Genomic DNA, 5788 nt, shown 5'->3' with positions numbered 1-5788 from the left:
TTTATGACAAGGAGCGCGAGCGGCATGAAGATGTCGATGGGCCAGTCTGGCCGCCGGTTTGGCCGCCGGTTTCTGGGATTAGCGTTTGGCGGAGCGGCGCTTGCCGCGAGTGGTGCGGTATCGGCGGAGGAGCTTGGTCAACCGCATCCGTGGGCGTATGGACTTCAGACGGGTGTGACGCCTGTCATGGAGAGCGTTGCGCGGATGCATAGCGGGCTTCTGGTTGTGATCACGCTGATCACGCTGTTTGTGACGGGCCTGCTGATTGTGGCGATGTTGCGTTTCAACGCGCGGTCCAATCCGGTTCCGTCGAAGACGACCCACAACACGATGATCGAGGTTGCGTGGACGATCATTCCGGTTTTGATCCTGGTTGGCATTGCGGTTCCGTCGTTCCGGCTTTTGTTTGAGCAGCTTGATCTTCCGAAGGCTGACCTGACGGTGAAGGCGGTCGGCAAGCAGTGGTACTGGAGCTACGCGTATCCGGACAACGGCAAGTTTGAGTTTGACTCGCTGATGGCGCATGAGAAGCAGCCACGGATGCTTGCGGTGGACAACGAGCTGGTTGTTCCTGTGAACAAGATCGTCCGGGTTCAGGTGACCGGGGCCGATGTCATTCATTCGTTTGGCGTTCCGGCGTTCGGCATCAAGGTGGACGCGATCCCGGGCCGTCTCAACGAGACTTGGTTCAAGGCCACCAAGACGGGCGTGTTTTACGGCCAGTGCTCGGAACTGTGCGGGCGGGATCACGCCTTCATGCCGATTGCGGTTCGTGTGGTGAGCGAGCAGGATTTTGCGGCCTGGATTGAAACCGCGAAGAAGAAGTTTGCCTCGAACCCGGCGAACGCGGTGGCGTCAGCTGCCGACGTGATGCGCTAGGCGTCGCGTTGGGCGATTTCGACGGGGCGACAACCGCTAAAGGGACGTCGCCCCAAGGGATTGCACCCCAAGGGATGCCGCCAAGGTTCGTTCGAAGGACTTCAAGGGACGAAAGACAGGATTAGACAATGGCAACAACCGCAGCACATGCTCACGACCACGGCCATGACGATCATGGCGACCATGCGCACCACCCGACAGGGTGGCGGCGCTTTGCGTATTCGACCAATCACAAGGACATCGGGACTATGTACCTGGTGTTCGCCATCGTCGCGGGGATCATCGGCGGCCTGATGTCGATGGGCATCCGGGCGGAACTGATGTATCCCGGCGTGCAGGTTTTTGATCCTGCGCATACCTACAACGTCTTTGTGACCTCGCACGGCCTGATCATGATCTTCTTCATGGTGATGCCTGCGATGATCGGCGGCTTCGGCAACTGGTTCGTGCCGCTGATGATCGGGGCGCCCGACATGGCGTTTCCGCGGATGAACAACATCTCGTTCTGGCTGCTGCCGGCGGCGTTTGCGCTGTTGCTGACCTCCACGTTCGTGGAAGGTGAGCCGGGCGCGGCGGGCGCGGGCACGGGCTGGACGCTGTATGCGCCGCTGTCGACGAGCGGTCATCCCGGACCGTCGGTGGATTTCGTGATCCTCGCGGTGCATCTGGCCGGCGCCTCCTCGATTTTGGGCGCGATCAACTTCATCACCACGATCTTCAACATGCGCGCGCCTGGTATGACCTTGCACAAGATGCCGCTGTTCGTCTGGTCGATCCTGGTGACGGTGTGGCTGCTCTTGTTGTCGCTGCCGGTTCTGGCGGGTGCGATCACCATGCTTTTGACCGATCGTAACTTCGGCACCACGTTCTTCGCTGCCGACGGCGGCGGCGATCCGGTGCTGTTCCAGCATCTGTTCTGGTTCTTCGGTCATCCCGAGGTGTACATCCTGATTTTGCCGGGCTTCGGCATGATCAGCCATGTGATCTCGACGTTCTCGAAGAAGCCGATCTTCGGCTATCTCGGCATGGCCTATGCGATGGTCGCGATCGGCGGCATCGGCTTCGTCGTGTGGGCGCACCACATGTACACGGTCGGCATGGTGTCGACGGCGCAGGCTTACTTCGTCGCCGCCACGATGGTGATCGCGGTGCCGACCGGCGTGAAGGTGTTCTCGTGGATCGCCACCATGTGGGGCGGCTCGATCGAGTTCAAGGCGCCGATGCTGTTTGCGATCGGCTTCATCTTCCTGTTCACGGTTGGCGGCGTGACCGGCGTGGTGCTGGCCAATGCGGGCGTCGACCGGGTGATGCAGGAGACCTACTACGTCATCGCGCACTTCCACTACGTGATGGGCATTGCCGCGGTGTTCTCGATCTTCGCGGGCTGGTACTACTGGTTCCCGAAGATCTCCGGCTACATGTACAACGAGACCATCGCCAAGCTGCACTTCTGGCTGATGTTCATCGGCGCCAACGTCCTGTTCTTCCCGCAGCACTTCCTCGGGCTGCAGGGCATGATGCGGCGCTCGGTTGACTATCCGGATGCGTTCGCGGGCTGGAACGAGATCTCGTCCTACGGCGCCTTTATCGCTGGGTTTGGCGCTGTGGTCTTCCTTTACGGCTTGGTCGACGCCTTTGCTCGCAAGGAGCAGGCGGCGGACAATCCGTGGGGTGAAGGTGCAACCACGCTGGAATGGACGCTGTCGTCACCGCCGCCGTTCCACCAGTTCTCCACCCTGCCGAAGGTGCAGTAATGTGACTGTGCGCGGCGCGCTCGACGCGCCGCGCACCAACAAGCGGGTGTATCGTGTCGGTTGTTGATCAAAAAGCCGTTGAACTGCCGCCCCGGATCTCGGAGGCGAGTGTCGCCGATTACTTCGCGCTGCTGAAGCCACGGGTGATGTCGCTCGTGATCTTCACCGCGCTGGTCGGGCTGATGATCGCGCCGGGCCATGTTCACCCGGTCCTGGGCTTCATCTCGATTCTCTGCATCGCGGTCGGAGCCGGCGCCTCCGGCGCGCTGAACATGGCGCTGGAAGGCGATATCGACGTGCTGATGTCGCGCACGGCCAACCGGCCGATCCCGCGCGGCCGCATCACCCGCGGCGAGGCGATGGGGTTCGGCCTCACGCTGTCGTTCTTCTCGGTGATGACGCTCGGCGCTCTGGTCAACTGGTATGCCGGGGGCCTGCTCGCCTTCACGATCTTCTTTTATGTTGTGATCTACACGATGGGACTGAAGCGGCGGACCGCGCAGAACATCGTGATTGGCGGCGCCGCCGGTGCGCTGCCGCCGGTGGTGGCGTGGGCGGCTGCGACGGGGTCGCTGTCGGTGGAGCCGCTGCTTCTGTTCCTGATCATCTTCTTCTGGACGCCGCCGCATTTCTGGGCGCTGGCGCTGTTCCGCAACGACGACTACACCCGCGCCGGCGTGCCGATGTTGCCGGTGGTTGCCGGTCCCGATGCGACCCGGCTGCAGATCCTGCTCTATACCATCGTGCTGGTGGCGGTCGCCGCCGCGCCCTGGCCGCTCGGCTACTTCGATTGGATTTATGGTGTCACGTCGCTGATCCTCGGCGCCGGCATGCTGGTGTTCGCGATCAATGTCTATCGCCATCGCACCGGCAGCGCGGCGCTACGCGCCACGCGGCGGTTGTTCGCCTTCTCGATCCTCTATCTGTTCGCGCTGTTTGCCGTTCTGCTGCTCGATGTGGTTGCGAAGGCCATCGCGCCGTTGATCTGGTAGAGGGCGCATGAACCGATGGACAGCAACAACAAGCCGGACGGAGACGGGATCGTTCTCACCGAGGCCCAGAAGAAGCGCCGGCGCGAGCGGTCGATCGCGATCGCCTGGGCGCTGGGGCTCATGGTCCTGCTGTTTTTCGCGGTCACCTTCATCAAGGGGCCGGGCGTTCTCGTCCGTCCGATGTGATTTGAGATGACGGACGCGCCGCAGCACCCGCAGCAACCCGCTACCGCAGCCTTGGCCCGGCCGAAGGCGACGCCGCGCATTGGCCGCGACGTGAAGGTCGGCGCCGCTTGCGGCCTGCTGGTTGCCCTGATGGTCGGCGCCGCCTATGCGTCGGTGCCGTTCTACAACTGGTTCTGCCGCGTCACCGGCTTCAACGGAACGACGCAGGTGGCAGGGGAGGCCCCCCAGTCCAAGCCGCTGGAACGCACGGTGGCCGTACGCTTCGACTCCAACGTCTCGGGCGGGCTGCCCTGGAAGTTCGAGCCGGAACAGACCGAGATAAAGGTCCGGGTCGGCGAGGTCACCACCGTCCATTACACCATCACCAACGAGGTGGCGGCGACCACCATGGGGCAGGCGGCCTATAACGTCACGCCGCTGACAGTCGGATCCTATTTCACCAAGATCAACTGCTTCTGTTTCACCGAGCAAACCCTGGCGCCCGGTGAGAAGCGGGAGATGGCCGTCGTCTTCTATGTCGATCAGGCTTTCGCCGCCGACAGCGAGAACGACGGCGTCAATACCATCACCCTGTCCTATACCTTCTTTCCGGTGAAGAAGGCCGCGCCCAAGCCGGTGGCGGTCAACGAGCCGGACAGGCCAGGGGGAAGCATCTGAGCTTTGAGGGCCGACGCGTTTTGTTACCGACGCGTTTTGTTTTGAGATCAATAGGTGCCCAATACCGCCGGCACCGCTAACGGAGAGAGACCGCAATGGCTACGGCGCAAGTCAAGCACGATTACCACCTGGTCGACCCGAGTCCGTGGCCGATCGTAGGCGCGACCGCGGCTTTCATCATGGCCGTCGGGGCGATCCTGTGGATGCATCATCTGACCGCGGCCGCGCCGATCATTTTCGGCATCGGCCTGATCGGCGTGCTCTACACCATGGCGAGCTGGTGGGCGGATGTGATCCGCGAAGCCGAGCACAAGGGCGATCACACCCGCGTGGTGCAGATCAGCCATCGCTACGGCATGATCCTGTTCATCTGCTCCGAGGTGATGTTCTTCGTCGCCTGGTTCTGGGCCTTCTTCAACTCCGCGCTGTTCCCGGGCGATCCCGTGCATATGACGCGCGACGCGCTGTTCGGCGGTGTCTGGCCGCCCAAGGGCATCCAGACCTTCGATCCCTGGCACCTGCCGTTGCTCAACACCCTGATCCTTCTGACCTCGGGCACCACCGTGACCTGGGCGCACCATGCCCTGCTCAATGGCGACCGCAAGGGGCTGAAGTGGGGATTGATCCTGACCATCGCGCTCGGCGCCGTCTTCACCTGCGTGCAGGCCTATGAGTATCATCACGCCGCCTTCAGCTTCGCCGGCAACGTCTACGGCGCCACCTTCTTCATGGCGACCGGCTTCCACGGCTTCCATGTGCTGGTCGGCACCATCTTCCTGATCGTCTGCCTGTTCCGCGCCAATGCGGGACACTTCACGCCCTCCCAGCACCTCGGCTTCGAATTCGCCGCCTGGTACTGGCATTTCGTCGACGTGGTGTGGCTGTTCCTGTTCGTCTGCATCTATGTCTGGGGCAACGGCGCCGCGGCCATGGCGCACGCCGCGCACTGACCGGGACCAGCCCGCTCAACACCATCAAGACAAGGGCGGCCGCCGGGCCGCCCTTTTCTCTTTCGGAAGAAACGCTGATGTCCAATCTCGCTCGGCCGACATTGTCCCAGACCATCCTGCGCGGGCTCGCCTGCAAATGCCCGCGCTGCGGCAAGGGAAAACTCTTCTCCGGATTCCTGACCCTGCGGCCCGCCTGCGAGGCTTGCGAGCAGGATTACGCCTTCATCGACGCCGGCGACGGTCCCGCCGTGTTCATCATCCTCATCGCGGGATTCATCGTCGTCGCCGCCGCACTCGTCGTCGAAGTCAAGTATCAGCCAGCCCTCTGGATCCACGCTGCTCTCTGGATCCCAACAGTCCTCGCTGTTAC

Annotated in this window: 7 protein-coding genes; all 7 read left to right on the top strand. The window is 62.6% G+C overall.

The window, feature by feature from the left end:
* Window positions 1-24 precede the first annotated feature (24 nt).
* Window positions 25-879 carry a cytochrome c oxidase subunit II gene (coxB, locus tag B2M20_RS18445; protein ID WP_079448472.1) on the top strand — a complete coding sequence of 285 codons (855 nt, stop codon included), beginning with the start codon at window positions 25-27 and terminating at the stop codon, window positions 877-879.
* A gap of 128 nt (window positions 880-1007) precedes the next feature.
* Window positions 1008-2633 (top strand): cytochrome c oxidase subunit I, encoded by a 1626-nt coding sequence (gene ctaD / locus B2M20_RS18440; protein ID WP_079448471.1) that lies wholly within the window; start codon window positions 1008-1010, stop codon window positions 2631-2633.
* A 53-nt stretch (window positions 2634-2686) separates the two neighbouring features.
* Window positions 2687-3625 carry a heme o synthase gene (locus B2M20_RS18435; protein ID WP_079448470.1) on the top strand — a complete coding sequence of 313 codons (939 nt, stop codon included), beginning with the start codon at window positions 2687-2689 and terminating at the stop codon, window positions 3623-3625.
* Window positions 3626-3640: 15 nt separating this feature from the next.
* Window positions 3641-3811, top strand: coding sequence for a CoxF protein (locus B2M20_RS18430; RefSeq protein WP_079448469.1), 171 nt, complete (start codon window positions 3641-3643; stop codon window positions 3809-3811).
* 6 nt (window positions 3812-3817) lie between these two features.
* Complete coding sequence (locus tag B2M20_RS18425; RefSeq protein WP_079448468.1) at window positions 3818-4468, top strand: cytochrome c oxidase assembly protein; 651 nt, start codon at window positions 3818-3820, stop codon at window positions 4466-4468.
* Between the two features lie 95 nt (window positions 4469-4563).
* Entirely contained in the window at window positions 4564-5418 is an 855-nt protein-coding gene (locus B2M20_RS18420) for a cytochrome c oxidase subunit 3 (protein WP_079448467.1), read from the top strand.
* A 77-nt stretch (window positions 5419-5495) separates the two neighbouring features.
* Window positions 5496-5788, top strand: a 293-nt coding sequence (locus B2M20_RS18415; RefSeq protein ID WP_139372960.1) for a DUF983 domain-containing protein, incomplete at its 3' end; no start/stop codon positions are given.

It is taken from the genome of Nitrobacter vulgaris (genome assembly GCF_002028545.1).
GTDB lineage: Bacteria > Pseudomonadota > Alphaproteobacteria > Rhizobiales > Xanthobacteraceae > Nitrobacter > Nitrobacter vulgaris.
The sequence above is the reverse complement of the archived record's forward strand: the minus strand, read 5'-3'. Positions and strand labels throughout refer to the sequence as shown.